The organism is Xanthobacter variabilis, from assembly GCF_043831965.2.
In the GTDB taxonomy this organism is placed as follows: Bacteria; Pseudomonadota; Alphaproteobacteria; order Rhizobiales; family Xanthobacteraceae; genus Xanthobacter.
Map to the genome: position 1 here is coordinate 3,516,412 of NZ_CM195533.1, position 17,278 is coordinate 3,533,689.

12 protein-coding genes and 1 tRNA gene are annotated in these 17,278 nt (G+C 65.8%); 9 read left to right on the forward strand and 4 right to left on the reverse strand.

Translation table 11 applies throughout. The features are described 5' to 3' along the window. The first annotated feature begins 392 nt into the window (after positions 1-392). The 5 genes from V5F26_RS15480 to V5F26_RS15500 all read left to right on the forward strand — a co-directional run bounded on the left by V5F26_RS15480 (position 393) and on the right by V5F26_RS15500 (position 8,219). Positions 393-2,024 (forward strand): methyl-accepting chemotaxis protein, encoded by a 1,632-nt coding sequence (locus V5F26_RS15480; protein ID WP_234050615.1) that lies wholly within the window; start codon positions 393-395, stop codon positions 2,022-2,024. Positions 2,025-2,191: 167 nt separating this feature from the next. Further along, positions 2,192-3,259, forward strand: a complete 1,068-nt coding sequence (locus V5F26_RS15485) for a calcium-binding protein (RefSeq protein WP_394946403.1) — start codon at positions 2,192-2,194, stop codon at positions 3,257-3,259. Positions 3,260-3,769: 510 nt separating this feature from the next. Next, positions 3,770-5,941, forward strand: a complete 2,172-nt coding sequence (locus V5F26_RS15490) for a type I secretion system permease/ATPase (protein WP_234050617.1) — start codon at positions 3,770-3,772, stop codon at positions 5,939-5,941. Further along, complete coding sequence (locus V5F26_RS15495) at positions 5,938-7,527, forward strand: HlyD family type I secretion periplasmic adaptor subunit (protein ID WP_394946405.1); 1,590 nt, start codon at positions 5,938-5,940, stop codon at positions 7,525-7,527. Before V5F26_RS15490 ends, V5F26_RS15495 begins: the two co-directional genes overlap by 4 nt. 617 nt (positions 7,528-8,144) lie before the next feature. Continuing rightward, positions 8,145-8,219, forward strand: a tRNA-Gly gene (locus V5F26_RS15500). 612 nt (positions 8,220-8,831) lie between these two features. On the opposite strand, the gene V5F26_RS15505 is transcribed toward V5F26_RS15500, so the two are convergent. The 4 genes from V5F26_RS15505 to V5F26_RS15520 all read right to left on the reverse strand — a co-directional run bounded on the left by V5F26_RS15505 (position 8,832) and on the right by V5F26_RS15520 (position 12,612). Beyond that, positions 8,832-9,545, reverse strand: coding sequence for a hypothetical protein (locus V5F26_RS15505; RefSeq protein WP_234050832.1), 714 nt, complete (start codon positions 9,543-9,545; stop codon positions 8,832-8,834). Positions 9,546-9,694: 149 nt separating this feature from the next. Continuing rightward, positions 9,695-10,672 (reverse strand): LysR family transcriptional regulator, encoded by a 978-nt coding sequence (locus V5F26_RS15510; RefSeq protein WP_234050619.1) that lies wholly within the window; start codon positions 10,670-10,672, stop codon positions 9,695-9,697. 62 nt (positions 10,673-10,734) lie between these two features. Continuing rightward, positions 10,735-11,460: a class I SAM-dependent methyltransferase gene (locus V5F26_RS15515; protein WP_394946406.1), complete on the reverse strand. Its 726-nt coding sequence runs from the start codon at positions 11,458-11,460 to the stop codon at positions 10,735-10,737. A 21-nt stretch (positions 11,461-11,481) separates the two neighbouring features. Continuing rightward, on the reverse strand, positions 11,482-12,612 hold the full coding sequence (locus tag V5F26_RS15520; protein WP_234050621.1) for a CaiB/BaiF CoA transferase family protein: 1,131 nt from the start codon (positions 12,610-12,612) through the stop codon (positions 11,482-11,484). 328 nt (positions 12,613-12,940) lie between these two features. Here V5F26_RS15520 and V5F26_RS15525 point away from each other — a divergent pair, with 328 nt between their 5' ends. The 4 genes from V5F26_RS15525 to V5F26_RS15540 all read left to right on the forward strand — a co-directional run bounded on the left by V5F26_RS15525 (position 12,941) and on the right by V5F26_RS15540 (position 17,221). Beyond that, positions 12,941-13,762, forward strand: a complete 822-nt coding sequence (locus V5F26_RS15525; RefSeq protein WP_394946407.1) for an HpcH/HpaI aldolase/citrate lyase family protein — start codon at positions 12,941-12,943, stop codon at positions 13,760-13,762. Positions 13,763-13,821: 59 nt separating this feature from the next. Beyond that, positions 13,822-14,985, forward strand: coding sequence for an acyl-CoA dehydrogenase family protein (locus V5F26_RS15530; protein WP_234050623.1), 1,164 nt, complete (start codon positions 13,822-13,824; stop codon positions 14,983-14,985). Between the two features lie 12 nt (positions 14,986-14,997). Then, complete coding sequence (locus V5F26_RS15535; protein ID WP_394946408.1) at positions 14,998-15,852, forward strand: HTD2 family dehydratase; 855 nt, start codon at positions 14,998-15,000, stop codon at positions 15,850-15,852. A gap of 367 nt (positions 15,853-16,219) precedes the next feature. Beyond that, positions 16,220-17,221, forward strand: coding sequence for a TRAP transporter substrate-binding protein (locus tag V5F26_RS15540; protein ID WP_234050625.1), 1,002 nt, complete (start codon positions 16,220-16,222; stop codon positions 17,219-17,221). Positions 17,222-17,278: the final 57 nt, after the last annotated feature.

Consider the following 17,278-nt stretch of genomic DNA (forward strand, 5'->3'; position numbering starts at 1 on the left):
TCCTCCGCCGCCGCGCTCCATCTGTCAATCGCCACGCGCCGGGGGCAATGGCGCGCGCGCACGCCGCGCCGCTGTATTCATTTTTCCGGCAAAGTATTCGCCGAAGCTTTCCTTAAGAAAATAAAGCGGAGTATCCCCGCTTGTGCATTTTGGAATTGAAGTGAGCGCAGCAGGGAGGTAGTGTGCTCCGCGCATCTGGACTCAATGTTCAAGCGTCAGAATGTCGTAAAAGCGCAATATATAATTGCCACGTGACGCCATCTGAGATCCACACCAGGGCGAATGCTGCTCATCTGCTTTTGAGCCGGGGCGGTCTTTAGGGGTTTCCTATGCGGTTCAGGAATTGGCCTCTCACATGGAAGGTCACAAGCCTTCTTTTTGTTCTCGGCGCCGTGAGCCTTGGCGGGGCCTACCACGCCACGTCCAACATGATGTGGATCGACGGCGTTTATTCCCAGCTTTTGGGCCACGAGGCGCTGGCGGGCATGAACCTCGCCCATGCCGGCCGCTACATCGCGCGATATAGCGGCGCCGTGCACCAGCGGGCCGATGCCAGCGACACCCTGGCCATGATCAGCACCTCCACCCTGGTGGACGTGGCCATGGATGGCTTCAAGAGCAACATGAAGGATGCGGTGGAACTGCTGCCGGACCAGGCCGACAAGTTGAATGGGCTGGTTACCGATTTTCAGCGCGCCGTGGACGGCCCCTGCGCGGATGCCCTGCGCATTGCCGAGAGTGGCGTGGAGGGGAGGAAGGACAAGGTTTCCGAGGCCATGAAGACCGGCTGTGACCCGGCGCTGGATGCGGTCATCGACCGCCTGGCGCAGGTCAACCGCGAGCTGGGCAAGCGCATTGACGAGGAGCGCGCCGACCTTACGGCGGCGGCACGGGGCACGGCCTGGCAAACGCTGATCGCCATGTCCGGCGCGACGCTGCTCATTCTCGTTCTTGCGGTGTTTATCGTCCGCTTCGAGGTGGTGCGGCCGATTCAGAAGGCCATCGGCGTCATGGCCTCCCTCGGCCGGGGCGACCTCGATGTGGCAGTGCCCGGCACGGAGCGCAAGGAAGAGATCGGCGCCATCGCCCGGGCCCTGGAAACCCTGCGCGGGCATCTGGGCGTCGCAGAAAGCCTGCGTCAGGAGGCCGCCCAGCGCGAGCAGGAGGAGCGGGAGACTCTCGCCCGGCGCGAGCAGCTGGCCCATGATTTCGTCGGCCGCATGCAGACCCTGGCCGCCGGCTTTGTCCATTCCTCCGGGGAAGTGGCCGATGCCGCCCGCAACCTTTCGGCCACCGCCGAAGAGACATCCCGCCAGGCCCAGGCGGTCGCGGCCGCGGCCGAGCAGGCATCCGCCAACGTGCAGACGGTGGCCTCCTCCTCCGAGCAGATGGCGGCCTCGGTGCACGAAATCACCGGGCAGGTGAGCCGCTCCGCCACCGTGGCCGATGGCGCCTTCGTCGAGGCGGAGGCCTCGAACCGGCGCATCGGCGGCCTTGCGGTGGCGGCCGGCGCCATCGGCGAGGTCATCGACATCATCAAGACCATCGCGGCGCAGACCAATCTCCTGGCCCTCAACGCCACCATCGAGGCCGCACGCGCCGGCGAAGCGGGCAAGGGCTTCGCCGTGGTGGCCTCGGAAGTGAAGGAGCTGGCCAGCCAGACCGCCAAGGCCACCGACGAGATTTCCACCAAGGTCGGCGAGATCCAGCAGGCCACCGACGGAACGGTCATTTCCATGGCCGAGATCGTCCGTGTCATCTCCGCCATCAAGGAGGGGGCGTCCACCATCGCCACCGCCGTGGACCAACAGGGCATGGCAACCGCGCAGATCGCCCGCAACTGCCAGCAGGCCGCGACTGGAACCCAGCAGGTGACGCAGAACATCTCGGGCGTCAGCGAGGCCGCGGAAACGACGGGCAGCGCCGCCACCCAGCTCCTCTCCCTGTCCAGCGGCCTCTCGAGGCAGGCATCTGATCTGAGCCGGCTGGTCGAGGGCTTCGTGACCGAATTCGCCGCGGCCTGACGGCCGGGAGCGACCCGCGCGACATCGTCACCGCTAGCGCGCCTGCCATCAGGCGCGCGGCAATGCGCCGCGCAATACCACCCCCACTTCGGCAGCATGCAACAAAACAAACATGCAATCAGTGGTAGAATACAGCCGTATTCGAGCTCGGAAGAAGGATGCGGTTTATGGCAACGCTCAATGGAACCAGCGGCAACGATACGCTCGTCGCCTCGACGTGGGCCGCAAGCTACACGATCAATGGCTATGGCGGCGACGATACGATTACCGTTTCTATCTCAACCATCTCAAGCATCGTGATCAATGCCGGGATCGGGAACGACACGATCTTCGTGCAGCAGGCCAAGAATGCGACCATCCATGGGGATGACGGCAACGACGTGATCACCGTCGTCGGCGGTCTTTCGGGCGGCTCCCGCGTCATCTATGGCGATGGCGGTGACGACACGATCACCGGCAGCAATGGCGTGGATTACATCTATGGCGGAACCGGAAACGACACGATATCCGGGTTCCAGGGGGCGGACTATCTCTATGGTGACGCCGGCAACGACACCTTTTACGCGACGCTGAGCTATCACGCGGTCTCCTATGACGGAGGAACCGGCACAGATACAATCCTCATTCTCGCGGATTCCGGTTACACCAGCTACAATATAAATATTGCCTATCTGTCCGGCATCGAAAAAATACAGAATATGGATACGAGTAAGGCCGCGTACATCAGCGGCAACGGCCTGAACCTGGATGGCATTGATCTGGTCGATATTGCCGGCATCAAAGGCAGCAGCGGCAATGATCTTTTGATGGCCGGCGAATCGCGCAAAGCCTCTGACAATTCCACGATCGAAATGACGGTGGAGGGTCTCGGTGGAGATGACGCGCTGCGCGGCGGCGCCAATGTGGATTGGCTTTATGGCGGGAATGGAAACGACCGCCTGGACGGCTTTGAGGGAAACGACCATCTTTTCGGCGGTGCGGGAAGTGATGAATTTCATTTCTACCAGGGATGGGATGTGGACACCGTCGAGGACTTCACCCAGGGTGAGGACTTTCTCTATATCCACGCGAGCGGCCTCTACGATATTTCGACCATGACGACCGGCATTGACCCGACGTCTCCCTCAACGCTGATCGTCAATATCGGCTCCATAGAGTTCCACATCGCCAATGGAGCTTCGCTCAACCTCACAAATTCAGATTTTGTCTTTACAGACAGCATTCCCTATTCGTGAATGCGCAGATGCGCGCCCGGCATCCACGGGCGCGCATATCGCCAGATGCTGAAGACTGAAAGCCCACCGCCACAATCGGCCCGATGAGTGACACGGGGACAGGACAGTCAAAACCTCACGTCGACCGACACTCCCCTGCCCTCCGCGAGCGAGACGGTGCAGGACAGTTTCGCGGGGCGCCGAGCCAGAGCGGCGCCCCGCTCGAGACCGCGTCCCCCTCGCCCGACAGCCCCTCGACTGCGTCCGGCGTGGCTCGTCGGTCCCCCCAACTCCGCGTCCTGACGGCACTATAGGCGGGCTTGCTCGCACGCGGATCTGCAACTAGTGATGCCTGTAACCGGGAATTCCCTTTGCGGAAGTCGCGCGCTCGACAGGGTTAGTGTCGTGACCGCCGGCGCCTAATGATGCGTGGTGGCGTCTCTGCCTGGGCAGGGCGAGAACATGAACAGGGCGGGTGATGCGCGTAGCCGGGAACATCGGGGGCGGTGCCGACGTGGAACCTAAGGGCGGATGAACACTCAGACTTCCCCAGCGTCAAACTCTGCCGCGGAGCCTGCGGACGGTGGACTGATCGCGCTATGCGGGATCGCGGCCTTCTTCCGCATTCCGGCCGAGGCGCCGGGGTTGCGGCGGGACCTGGCGCTGGGAACCGGCCAGGTCGCGAATGCCGAGGACGTGGTGCGGGCGGCGCGCCTCCTGGGCCTGAAGGCAGCCATCGGGACATTAAGATTGCCGGAGGGGCTCGACGGGCTGCCGGCGCCGGCCATCCTGCGGACGCGGGATGGAGCATTCCGGGTGTTCGGTGGGCGCCTGGCCGACGGGCGCTATCGGATCATCGATCCGGTGAGCCGGGTCGAGGCCCCAATGGCCGGTGCCGATCTCGCCCAGACGCTGGAGCCCATGGCGCTGCGCATCACCCGGCGCTTTCGCGGGGCCGGGACGAACCCCGAGAATTTCGGCTTTTCCTGGTTTCTGCCCTCCATCTGGCGTTACCGCACAGCGCTGGGCCATGTTTTGCTGGCCTCGCTGTTCATCCAGTTGTTTGCCCTGGTCACGCCACTCTTCTTCCAGGTGGTGGTGGACAAGGTGCTGGCACACCAGAGCCTGTCCACCCTCACGGTGCTGGTGGCGGGGCTCGTCATCATCGGCGCGTTTGATGTGGTGCTGCAATATCTGCGTACCTATGCGCTTTCCCACACCACCAACCGCATTGACGTGGAGCTGGGCCAGCGCCTGTTCCAGCACCTGCTCAGGCTCCCCATCGGCTATTTCGAGACCCGCTCGGCCGGACAGACGGTGGCCCGGGTGCGGGAGCTGGAGACCATCCGCTCCTTCCTCACGGGGCAGGGCCTGTTCGCGGTGCTGGACTGCCTGTTTGCCCTGGTCTTCATCGCGGTGCTGTTCTTCTACAGCACGTTCCTGACGGTGATCGTGCTCGCGACCATTCCGCTCTATCTCCTCATCAGCTTCGCGGTGCGCCCGCTGCTGCTGACGAAGATCAAGGAGAAGTTCGATCGCGGCGCGCTGTCCCAGCAGTTCCTGGTGGAAACCGTGGTGGGCATGCAGACGGTGAAGGCCGCCGCGGTTGAGCCCATCGTGCAGAAGGAGTGGGAAGAGCGCCTCGCGGCCTATGTGACCACCTCGTTCAGCGCCACGCAGCTCGGTTCCCTGGGGCAGAACGCCATCCAATACGTGTCGAAGCTGTCCACGGCCTTCATCCTGTTTTTCGGGGCGAAGGCGGTGATCGAGGGTGACCTCACCATCGGCCAGCTCATCGCCTTCAACATGATTGCCTCGCAGGTGGCCCAGCCGGTGCTGCGGCTGTCGCAGATCTTTCAGGATTTCCAACAGGTTCAGGTCTCCGTGGAGCGGCTGGGCGACATCCTGAATGCGCCGACGGAACGCCTGCCGGCGGCCCGTGCCGCGCTGCCGCCGCCGCGCGGCGCCATCGAGATGCGCAACGTGACCTTCCGCTACAGGCCCGGCCTGCCGGAAGTGCTCAAGCACGTCTCGCTCGCCATCCGGCCGGGGGAAGTGATCGGCATCGTGGGGCCGTCGGGCTCCGGCAAGTCCACCCTGACCAAGCTGGTGCAGCGCTTCTATCTGCCGAGCGAAGGGCAGGTTCTGCTCGATGGGGCCGACCTCTCCCAGGTCGACCCCACCTGGCTCCGGCGCCACATCGGCGTGGTGCTGCAGGAGAACCTCCTGTTCAACCGCACCATCCATGAAAACATCGCGCTGGCGGACCCCGCCATGCCGCGGGCGCGGGTGATGGCCGTGGCGCGCCTGGCGGGGGTGGACGAGTTTGTTGCCCGCATGCCGGAGGGCTACGACACCCAGATTGAGGAACGCGGGGCCAATCTTTCGGGCGGACAACGCCAGCGCATCGCGATCGCCCGCGCGCTGGTCACCAATCCGCCCATCCTCATCCTGGACGAGGCGACGAGCGCCCTCGACTATGAGAGCGAGCGGATCATTCAGGCCAACATGCGCCACATCGCGCACGGCCGCACGGTCATCATCATCGCCCATCGCCTCGCGGCGGTACGAGACTGCTCGCGCATCGTGGGCATGGTCGATGGACGCATCGTGGAGGTGGGCAGCCACGACGAACTGCTGGCACGGCCAGAGGGACTTTATGCGCGGCTATGGGCCATGCAGACGGCGCGGAGCGCGTCATGACGGATTCCCCCGCAGCGGCCGCCGGCCGCACCGGCGCAGGATCGGCGACGGACGCCGCCCCCCGGACCACAGCCGCCCAGGCCCCGCATTCTGCAGAATCCACCAGCGCCGCCGCCGACGTACCCCCGCAGCAGCGGCCCGTGGAGCCGAAAAAGGCCGCGGCAGAAAAGCCGCGAGATGCTGACGCGAGCCGTCGCCCGGTGGACCGCGAGTTTCTCCCAGCGGCGTTGGAGATCCTGGACACGCCCCCCTCACCCGTGGGCCTGGGCCTGCTGGTCGCCATCTGTGCGCTCGCAGTCATTGCCCTGGGCTGGAGCTGGATCGGCACCGTGGACGTGGTGGCGGTGGCCAGTGGCAAGATCCAGCCGACCGGACGGGTGAAGGTGGTGCAGCCGCTGGAAGGCGGCCGCGTAGAGACGATTGCCGTGCGGGATGGCCAGGAGGTTGCGGCCGGGGCCCTGCTGATGCGGCTCGACCCGCGTGAGGCGGATGCAGACGTTGCAGGCCTTTCGGCCGCGCTTGAATCCGCGAAGGCGGAGGCGCTGCGGCGCCGGGCGGCGCTTGCGGCGGTGGAGCGCGGTGCTCCCGCCGAGGTCACGGCGTGGGGGGCGGACATTCCGCAGGACGTGCGCGAGCGCGAGGCCCGCGTGCTGAAGGGAGACGTGGACCGGCTTGCCGCCCAGCTGGCGACGCTCGACGCCCAGCGGGTGCAGAAATTGGCTGAGGAAGCGCGCCTCAAGGCGACCATCAGCGCCCAGCGCGAGCTATTGGCCACCCAGGACACGCGCATCGGCATGCGTGCCGAGCTGCTGGAACGCGAGGTCGGCTCCAAGGCCCAGCTTCTGGACGCCCAGGAAATGCGCCAGACCCAGGGCGTCAACCTGCGTGTGCAGGAGGGCCAGCTTGCGGAGGTCACTGCCGCCCTCGACGTGATCGAGCGCAACCGCGAGAACACAAAAAGCGCCTTCATCGCCGACAACGCCCAGCGTCTCGCCGACGTGGAGCGCCAGATCGAGGACACCCGCCAGCGCCTCGTCAAGGCGCGTGCGCGGCTGGACCAGATGACCATCACCGCCCCCATCGCCGGCACGGTCACCGCCCTTGCGGTCATCGGACCGGGCCAGGTCGTGACCACCGGCGAGGAGGTGATGCGCATTGTGCCTGAGGGCTCGAAGCTGGAGCTTGAGGTCTATATGCCCAACCGCGACATCGGGTTCGTGCATGTCGGCGCACGGGCGGTGGTGAAGATCGATTCCTTTCCCTTCACGCGGTTCGGAACAATCGACGGGCATGTGCTGCGGATCGCCCATGACGCGGTGTCCGCCCCCGACGTGGAGCAGAGCCTCGCCTCGCCTGCCGCCACACCACGCACCAAGGGCGCCGCGGGCACCCAGCCCATGCAAAACCTGATGTTCCCCGTCACCATCGCCCTCGACGCCCAGTCCATGACCGTCGACGGCTCCACCGTCCCGCTCTCCCCCGGCATGACCGCCCAGGCCGAGGTCAAGACGGGACAGCGCCGCATCCTTGAATACCTCTTCTCACCCCTCATCGAGGTCGGAACCAGGGCTTTGCGCGAAAGGTGATCCGCAGGGAGCGCTCCCCTGCCCTCCGGCGCCCAGTGCAAAGCCGGCGGACGGCTTCGAATATTCGCGCGCTTCAGCCCGCGCCGGGGCAGCGGCGAGCTGTTCTCCGCCCTGAGCCCGCCGGGGGTGATGCAAGCAGTGTGGCCGACGGACGCCGGGGGCGCGAGCGCGCGCCGCTCGTCACAATCGGCCGATGTGAGGCGGCGTCTGGAGCGAGCTGAATGGTGACCGCCACCGAGAGCCAGCGATGCCGCACGGCAATCCAGACGCCGTGTCATGCCGCTTTGCGCCGCGCCTGACCGCCAGCCAAGCCCGTTGACCGCAAAATCCGCCCAGTGAGCCGCATTCGCGCATCAACTGCCCGGCGGCGCCCCGGCAGCGGCCGGGAAACGACCTCGCGTTTCGCCGATCGCCCTCGCCTTTTCAGCACCTGGAGCATTCGGAAAAACCGAGGGTGGATCGGTGGTCCGCGTGCCGGCGTCCACCCTCAGGCAAGAGCGTCATCCACAGGTGTCTGCGATTGAGGCATTATTTCTCGTCGAGGCCATTGCATTCGCCGCCGCCTCCTGGCATACGAACGCACCTGCCGCGACGCACTGAGGCGCGGCGAGATGGATGCGGGTGTAGCTCAGGGGTAGAGCACAACCTTGCCAAGGTTGGGGTCGAGGGTTCGAATCCCTTCGCCCGCTCCAGTTTCTTCAAGACATCAGGCACTGACGCAGGGTAACCAAGCGCGCTTGCGCTTGCAGGCCGCGCATTCCGACATCGGGCACCGCTCAAAGAGCTCCTATGTTCAAAGAGCCCCTGTGTCGCCCTCAGATTTGCGACATGCTCTCGCGATCAAGCGCGTTTCGGCCCCGCAAGGGCCACGAGAGTCGCCGTCTTCAACAGATCTGAGCGCCCAGGTCGCTCGCTCGGGGGGCACCCGAGAGCAGGATCCGCATCCGCGTGAGACGCAAGGGATCCACCGCGCCGCGGCGCCTTGAAGGGCCGCATATGTGCGCACGGCTCACAAAGGCGCAGCAGAAGGCTACCCCTCGTCGCTAGGCACGATGCGCGCGACGCCGAGATCGTCACCTCCCCACATCCACGCCGCCCCTGCCCCTGCCCCTGCCCCTGCCCCTGCCCCTGCCCGCAAAGCCGGGTGGACAAATGGGGTCATAAGATCGAGAGCTTTTTCCGCCTGCTCAGGGAGTTGAAGTGGCGCGGGCGCGCGATGTCCCCGCGTCCGCGCATAACAAGTCCCGGGGTGTTTTCGAGGACGAGGGCACCGGTTCGCGTGACAGAAACGCCAGCCCGATACACTAGGGGGCCACGACCTTCTGATAGGTATTCTTCAGGTTATCCTGAATAACGGTGGCCTTTCCCTTGGCGCCGAGCAGCAAGTCCTCCGTCGGCACGCGGGAAGCATAGCTCCAGCCTTCCGGGAGCTTGAGGCGTGTGGCGAGGCCGGGAAGCGCTTCATAGCTGAGCGTCGGGTCCACGATCTGCGCGTAGGATTGCATCACATACACCGCGCCATCCGGCCCCTTCAGCTCGAACACCGGCAAGCCGGCCTTGAAACGATAGGTGGTTTCGCGGTCGATGGTCTGCTCGGTGAAAGGCGGCTGCATCGCCTGGCGCAGGCTGGGGCGCACCTCAGCGCGCTTCTGAAGCACGATCCCGCCCAGCGTAATCACTTCCCCGGACGCGGTGGCTCCCCCAGCAAGGATCTGGTCCATAAGGAAATAGCGTGGCCCGTTCTTAATGACATCAAGAACATCAAAGTGCCTGCGCAGCTCAGATTCCGTCAGGGCGCGCCATTTTTCTTCCGGACAGGTGTCGTGCCCCAGCGTGTTGTAGACGCTTGCCTTCAGCCCCTCCAGGGTGACCTTCAACGGGATGATCTCGCAGTAACGCGCATTGCGAATTTCCGGCGGGACCTTGGCGGGAGGCGGCTCCTGCTGCGCGAATGCGGCAGAGCCGGCGGCAAGGGCCACGCCACCCGAAAACGCGAGGATCAACACCGACCGGAGCATGCGCACGGCTGAAATCCCTCCTTGAAATGACAGGAGAAATTGTTATCCGCCGCGCCCATCCCCCGGAAGGGCAAAACCATACCGGGCCAAAAAGAGGCAGCTCCGGCACCGCAAGACGGGTCGCGAGACAGATGCCGCGAGACATCGGCTCAGCGCGCGGCCCAAGCCAGCAGTTCGGCGGTGTCGGGCTCGTCCTCCACCAGCTCGGCCGGCCAGGCGCCGTCGCGCACCAGCTTCACCAGGGTCGCGTGGGCCAGCTCCTCGATGGCCTTGACTGCGTTGGACAAAGGCCGGTCCGAAGGGCGCACGAGATAGAGATTGCGCGACAGGACCGGCGTGCCCATGGGCCAGGTGCGCAGCACGCCATTGGCCACCTCCGCCCGCAGCGCCGTGCGCGGCAGGATGGAATAGCCGAGCCCGCCCGCCACCAGCAGCTTGATCTGGCCGTAGGTGTCGATGTCGATCACGGTGCTCAGATGCACCTTTTCCGCCAGTGCGCGTTCCTCCACCAGCTCCCGCAGGCCATGGCCGGGGCTGGGAAGGATCAGCGGAAAATCGCCGATCGCGGAAAAGGAAACCGGTCCCTCCGGTGGATGGGGCAGCTCGGAGGATTGCGCCGGCCCCAGCAGGCTCAGCTCCTCTGAGAGCACGCGGCGGGCCTGAAGCGTGCGCTCCGACACCGAGCGGTAGAGCACGCCCAGGTCGATCTTGCCCTCGCGCAGCCAGTCGAGCACGAAGCCACTCATGGCCTCGGCAACCCGCAGCTTGATCTTGGGATAGCGCCGCCGTGCTTCGCTGAGCAGCGGCACGCACAGCATCTCGCTCACCGTTCCCGGCAGGCCGAAGCGCACCTCGCCTTCCGGCTCACTCTGGCCGCGGCGCACCGCCTCCTGCGCCACCTCCACCTGATTGAGAATGATCCGTGCATGGCGCACCAGGGTCTCGCCCGCTTCCGTGGGGCGCACGCCCTGCGGGCTGCGGAACAGAAGCTCCACGCCCAGCTCCAGCTCCATGTTGCGCACGTGCTGGCTCAATGCCGGCTGCGCGACGCACAGGCGGTGGGCCGCCTTGGAGAAGGAACCCACCTCCGCGATGGTCACGAAATAGCGCAGCTGGCGCAGATCCATGGCGTCTCCCCGTCCTTGTTAGACGTAGAGCTTATAGGACCTGATCGCCAGGACGGCAAAAATTATAGGTGGTCGGCTTTTTGCAGGAGCAGCGCGCGATGCGGCTGATCGAGCCGCAGACCCTCGCCCTCGGGCGTGCCCCATTGGCGCATCAGCGCTTCCACCTCGCCACGCAGGCGCGCCGCCGTCTCCGCCCGCGCGGGGTCCGCCGCGATCACCTTGGCGAGGAACGCGTCCACATCGGCGAAGCTGCGAACATCATCGAAGTCGTGCGCGCGCAGCAGCCTTGCCACCCCCGCCTCAACCGTGCGGGTGATGGCCGCCTGCGCCGCAAGGCGCTGCTCCGTCTCATCCTCCACCGGCCGCATCACCTCGAAGAAGGGCCCCTCCGCCAGAGGCTCGATGACCAGTACCGGGCCGGCGCACACCCGCAGCACCTCTCCAAGGGCAGCATCCATCAAGGACAGGGGGACGTGGTGGAAGCTGTTGAGCAGCACGGCGGCGTCGAACGCGGAATCGGCGAAGGGCAGCGCCTGCGCCCCCGTCTCCCGGAACTCGGCCTCCGGCACCAGCTCACGCGCCGCGGCGATGGTCTGCGGCTGCGGATCCACCCCCACAACCTGAGCCTTGCGGGCCACCAGGCGCCGCGCCAGGGCCCCGCGCCCGCAGCCCACATCCAAAAGGCGGCGGCCGGCCAGCGGCGCCAGCCACTCCTCGATCACCGCCAGCGGAGCCCCCTGGGGCCGCGCCTGCTTGGATCCGGCTGTGTTCCGCTCAGCCTGCGTCATGGGCTTCCTCCCTTTTTTGTTTTACTCGGCGGGGCCGAACTCGCGGCGCAGCGTGGCGCTGTGCTCGCCCAGGCCGGGCACCGGACCGAAATGCGGCACCGTGCGGTCGAACAAAGCGCCGGGCGCCAGATAGCGGACCGGACCCGTAGGCGTTTCCACCTCAACATAACGGTTCTGCGGGTGCACGGTGAGGTCTTCCATGGTGCTCACGCGGCCATAGGCGATTCGCGCCCGCTCCAGCCGCTCCACCATTTCGTCGCGCGAATGGGCGGCGAACACGGCGCACACCAGCTCCTCGAGCGCGGGACGGTTCGCAACCCGCAGACTGTTGCTGGTGAAGCGCGGATCGGTGGCGAGATCGGGCTGCTCCAGCACGCCGGCGCAGAAATTCACCCACTCGCGCTCGTTCTGGATCGAGAACAGCACCGACTTGCCATCCTGGCAGCCATAGGCGCCGTAAGGCGCGATGGTGGGATGGCTGAGCCCCGCGCGCTCCGGCACCTTGCCGCCATAGGCGAACTGCAGGAACGGCACGTTCATCCAATCCGCGAGCGCATGGTAGAGCGACACGGAAATGTGCCGCCCCACCCCCGTGCGCTCGCGACCAATGAGCGCCTGGAGCACCGCCTGAAAGGCGGTCATACCGGCGGCGATGTCGCACACCGAGACGCCCACCCGCGAGAGCCCGGCGGCATTGCCGGTGATGGACGAAAGGCCGCTTTCCGCCTGCACCAGCAGGTCGTAGGCCTTCAGGTCGCGATAGGGGCCGTCCTCGCCATAGCCGGAAATGGAACAGGTGATGAGGCGCGGATTCTTCTCCCGCAGCGCATCGGGCGCGAAGCCCAGGCGATCGATAACGCCGGGCGCGAGGTTCTGAATGAACACGTCGGCCTTGTCGAGCATACCGGCGAGCACCTGAGCGTCGGCGGGCGACTTCAGATCGAGGCAGATGGATTCCTTGCCCCGGTTGAGCCACACGAAATAGGCGCTCTCGCCATGGACGAGCGCATCATAATTGCGGGCGAAGTCGCCTTCCGGCCGCTCCACCTTGATGACGCGCGCGCCCGCATCGGCCAGACGGCCGGAGACATAGGGCGCCGCCACGGCCTGCTCGACCGAGACGACAAGTATTCCTTCGAGGTCACGAGGCATCGAAACACCGGCAGGCTGCATTCTGAGGAAGTGAGGGCCATTTCACGCGCGCCGGCCGCCGGCGGGCGGGATGGCCCCAGCTGAGTGCACGGTTGCCGTCTCTGGCAGCAAAAGCAAATATAACTGAAGCCTAGGCGGCATAGCACAATGTTATGCCCCACCCTCTCACCACCGGGGCAGCTATAGGCTGTGCATCTAAAGGCCAGCGCAAATCCATATTTCGTTGTTGGCACCGTTTGCGGCAAGTCTTGCGCCGCTTTCCACGCGAGCCGCCCCGTTCTGCGCGCCGGCGGCCGCCATTCTTCGCTTCACCGGAGGGAGCCTCATCATGACCCCCGCCCCGCGCCCTTCCGCACTGCGAAACGGACGGCTTGTCGCGCTGTTCGTACCCGCCACGCGCCCCGAGCGCTTCGCGAAAGCGGCCGCCGCCGGCGCCGACGCCATCATCATCGACCTTGAGGATGCGGTGGCCCATGCGGACAAGGCCACGGCCCGCGCCGCCGTCGCCTCTGCCCTGCCCGCGACGGGGCCGGTGTTGCTGCGCATCAACAGCGCCGCAACGTCCTGGCATGAGGATGACCTCGACCTCGCCCGCTCCCTTCCCCTCGCCGGCGTGGTCCTGGCCAAGGCGGAAAGCGCCGCCGAGGTGGCCCGGGTGGCCGGGCGGCTGGGGTCCATGCCGGTGGTGCCGCTGATCGAAAGCGCGCTGGGGCTCGCCCAGGCCCGCGCCATCGCCTGCGTGCCGCAGGTGGCGCGGCTGGCCTTCGGCTCCATCGATTTCGCGGCCGACCTCGGCTGCGCCCACTCCCGGAACGCCCTGCTGGCGGCGCGTTCCGAGCTCGTGCTGGCCTCCCGTCTCGCCGGGCTCGACGGTCCGGTGGACGGGGTCACCACCGCCCTTTCGGACGGTGCCCTTGCCACCGACGATGCCGCTTATGCGGCGGAAATCGGGTTCGCCGGCAAGCTGCTGATCCACCCCAGCCAGATTGCCCCGGTCATGGCGGGCTTCGCCCCCTCGGCTGAGGAGATCGCCTGGGCCCGGCGCATCGTGGCGGCGCTGGCGGAAGGCGGTGCAGTCGTCACCGTGGACGGCGCCATGGTGGATGCGCCGGTGCGCCTGCGGGCGGAACGCATCCTCTCCCGGGCCTGAGCGCAAACGCGCTCGCCCCAAGCAGAACGAAACCCAGGGACGCTCAAGGACCCAACCCCATGAAGACCATCGGCAGCGACCAGTTCGAGGACATCCGCGACGCGGTGCGCGCCCTGTGCGCGGACTTTCCGGCCGAGTACCACCGCAAGGTGGACGAGGCGCGCGCCTATCCCGAAGAATTCGTGGATGCCCTGACCAAGGCCGGCTGGATGGCGGCGCTCATTCCGGAAGCCTATGGCGGCTCGGGCCTCGGCCTTACGGAAGCGTCCGTCATCATGGAGGAAATCAACCGCGCGGGCGGCAATTCGGGCGCCTGCCACGGCCAGATGTACAACATGAACACGCTGGTGCGGCATGGCTCCGAGGAGCAGCGCCGCAAGTACCTGCCGCGCATCGCGAGCGGTGAGCTGCGGCTGCAGTCCATGGGCGTGACCGAGCCCACCACCGGCACCGACACCACCAAGATCAAGACCACGGCGGTGAAGCAGGGCGACCGCTATGTCATCAACGGCCAGAAGGTCTGGATCTCGCGGGTTCAGCATTCCGACCTCATGATCCTGCTGGCGCGCACCACGCCGCTCGACCAGGTGAAGAAGAAGTCCGAGGGCCTGTCCATCTTCATTGTGGACATCAAGGAAGCCATGAAGAGCGGGATGACGGTTCGCCCCATCCTCAACATGGTGAACCACGAGACCAACGAGCTGTTCTTCGACAATCTGGAGATCCCGGCGGAGAACCTGATCGGCGAAGAGGGCCAGGGCTTCAAGTACATCCTCACCGGCCTCAATGCGGAACGCACGCTGATCGCGGCGGAGTGTATCGGCGACGGCTACTGGTTCATCGACAAGGTCACCGCCTATGCCGGCGAGCGCACGGTGTTCGGCCGCCCCATCGGCCAGAACCAGGGCGTGCAATTCCCCATCGCGGAAGCTTTCATCGAGGTCGAGGCCGCCAACCTCATGCGGTTCGAGGCGTGCCGGCTCTATGATGCCCACGAGGCGTGCGGCACCCAGGCCAACATGGCCAAGTACCTGGCGGCGAAGGCCTCTTGGGAAGCGGCCAATGCCTGCCTCCAGTTCCACGGCGGCTTCGGCTTCGCCTGCGAATATGACGTGGAGCGCAAGTTCCGCGAAACCCGCCTCTACCAGGTGGCCCCCATTTCCACCAATCTCATCCTGAGCTTCGTGGCGGAGCACGTGCTCGGCCTGCCGCGCTCGTTCTGAGGAGGCACTGGCATGGGCGACAATCCCGCACTCGACCTCGACCACCTGCGCACCTGGATCGGCCGCGAGGAGACCGCGACCGAGCTGGTGACGGCCGCCTTGGTGCAGCGCTATCGCGCCACCTTTGACGAAGAGCCCGGCGCGCCCGCCGACGGGGAGGTGGCGCCGCGCTTCATCCATCTGTGCCTTGCCCAGCCCGCCGCCATGACGCGGGCGCTGGGGCCCGACGGTCATCCCGCCCGGGGCGGCTTCCTGCCGCCAGTGCCCCTGCCGCGACGCATGTGGGCGGGCGGTGAGCTCACCTTCCGCGAGGAATTGCGCGTGGGCGACACCATGCGGCGCACCTCCCGGGTCGAGGACCTCTCGGTGAAAGAGGGGCGCACAGGCACCCTCTGCTTCGTCACCGTGCTGCACACCATTACCGCTGGCGAGCGCACCGTGCTCACCGAGCGCCAGGACATCGTCTATCGCGGCCTCGACGCGCCAGGGGCATCGCCCCGCGCGCTGCCGGCGGCGGCCGACGGGCGTTTCCGGCGCGAGGTGGACCCCTCCGCAGCCTTGCTGTTCCGCTATTCCGCCCTCACCTTCAACGGCCACCGCATCCATTACGACAACCCGTATGTGACGCGCGTGGAAGGCTATCCGGGCCTGGTGGTGCACGGCCCGCTGCAGGCCACCCTCCTTTACCGATTCGCCGCCGAGCTGCTGGGGGCTCCGCCCGCGCGCTTCAGCTTCCGCGGATTGTCGCCCCTGTTCGATACCGCGCCATTTTTCCTGCATGCCGAGGAAACAGGCGCCGGCACGATCAAGCTGTGGAGCGCGGCGGGCGGGGGACCGGAAGCGATGGTCGCGCAAGCCGATCGGTAGCGCGGCTTCAAGCGGGCAACGCCGCTTCGCGCGCCAAGGGCAGGTGAATGCAAAGCCTTGCGGCGCCTGCCGCCCGCCCGGCGCGGTGACACCCGCGCGAAACAAGAAAAAAGGCCCGAGTTTAAGGGCCTATGACGGCAGCCACACGGCTGCTGCACTGCAAAATGACCGCACGGTGGGTGCACTGCACCGACGGATATAAGCTTATTCTATCTCTGTTAGGTTCATTCTCTATTGGCGCGCGGGACGTGCTTCCGGATAATGCGCCAAAGGAACGCACCAGCGGTTCAAGAAGTGCGGAACAGGAGGGTGAGGGCGCGGCACGCGTCAATGCCCTTTTTTCAGAACGGATTGGGAGGAAAATGTGATGAATATCAGGATTCTCGGTGCGGCCGTGTTTGGCGCCGCGCTGCTCAGCGCCCCGCTCGCCATGGCGCAGCAGACGGTCATCAAGTTCAGCCACGTCACGACGCCCGACACGCCAAAGGGCAAGGGCGCGGAAAAGTTCAAAGAACTTGCTGAAAAGTATACCGACGGCAAGGTCAAGGTCGAAATCTACCCCAACTCCCAGCTCTACAAGGACAAGGAGGAGATGGAGGCGCTCCAGCTTGGCGCCGTGCAGATGCTCGCCCCCTCCCTCGCCAAGTTCGGCCCGCTCGGGGTGCGCGCGTTCGAGGTGTTCGACCTGCCCTACATCTTCCCGGACAAGGAAGCCCTGCGCCGCGTGACCGACGGCGAGGTGGGCAAGAACCTGCTCACCAAGCTTGAGCCGAAGGGCATCAAGGGCCTCGCTTATTGGGACAACGGCTTCAAGATCATGACGGCCAACAGCCCGATCGAGATGCCGAAGGACTTCCACGGCCTGAAGATGCGCATCCAGTCCTCGAAGGTGCTGGAAGCCCAGTTCCGCGCCATCGGCGCCCTGCCGCAGGTGATGGCGTTCTCCGAGGTCTACCAGGCCATGCAGACCGGCGTGGTGGACGGCTCCGAGAACACGCCCTCCAACATCTACACCCAGAAGCACTACGAAGTGCAGAAGCACGGCCTGGAGACCAATCACGGCTACATCGGCTATGCGGTGATCGTGAACAAGGCCTTCTGGGAAGGACTGCCGCCCGACACCCGCGCCCAGCTCGAAAAGGCCATGGCTGAAGCCACCGTCTACGCCAATTCCATCGCCCAGACCGAGAATGACGAAGCGCTCGAGGCGATGCGCAAATCCGGCAAGATCCAGCTCTCCAAGCCCACGCCCGAAGCCACGGCCGCGTTCCGCAAGGCCATGGAGCCCGTGTACTCGGAAATGTCGTCTCGTATTGGCCAGGACACCATCGATCAGGTGCTCAAGGCCACCCGGTCCGTCGGCCAATAACCTCCCGGCCGCGTGCGGCGCGCTCTGGATTTTCCGGAGCGCGCCCTTTTTTCCCCA